At 38.7% G+C, this 346-nt stretch carries 1 protein-coding gene; it reads right to left on the reverse strand.

Going from position 1 to position 346, the window contains the following annotated elements:
- The coding region (locus MWU65_RS17850) for an alpha-N-acetylglucosaminidase C-terminal domain-containing protein (protein WP_247079981.1) at positions 1 to 326 on the reverse strand (326 nt) is incomplete at its 3' end.
- Positions 327 to 346: the final 20 nt, after the last annotated feature.

Below are 346 nucleotides of genomic sequence, written 5' to 3' on the forward strand. Positions count from 1 at the left end.
GTTCTATTGTCATAGGGTTTATTTAAGCGTAAACTTTCTAATTTACCTGCCATTCTTTCCCGATAATAATCACGGATTAATCCACCCCACATTCGCGCTGCATAGTCATTAACACCTAATTTTAGTTTTGGAGGCCCCCAAACGGTAAGAATTCTCCGAGCATCTTCTTCGTACTTATCTTGTTGTATTTTGTTTTGACTTGTTGCTCTCGCAAAATCAATCCATCGTTGTAGATTTAATGTTGGGTGATATTCCAATAATCTGTCGGCGTTAGTAAGTAATTGTAATGCCCATTCCCCCGCTTTATCTCTTGTTTCAAAATCCAAATTTTGGTGGGCCTCATAGG

The organism is Cellulophaga sp. F20128, from assembly GCF_023015805.1.
Taxonomy (GTDB): domain Bacteria; phylum Bacteroidota; class Bacteroidia; order Flavobacteriales; family Flavobacteriaceae; genus Cellulophaga.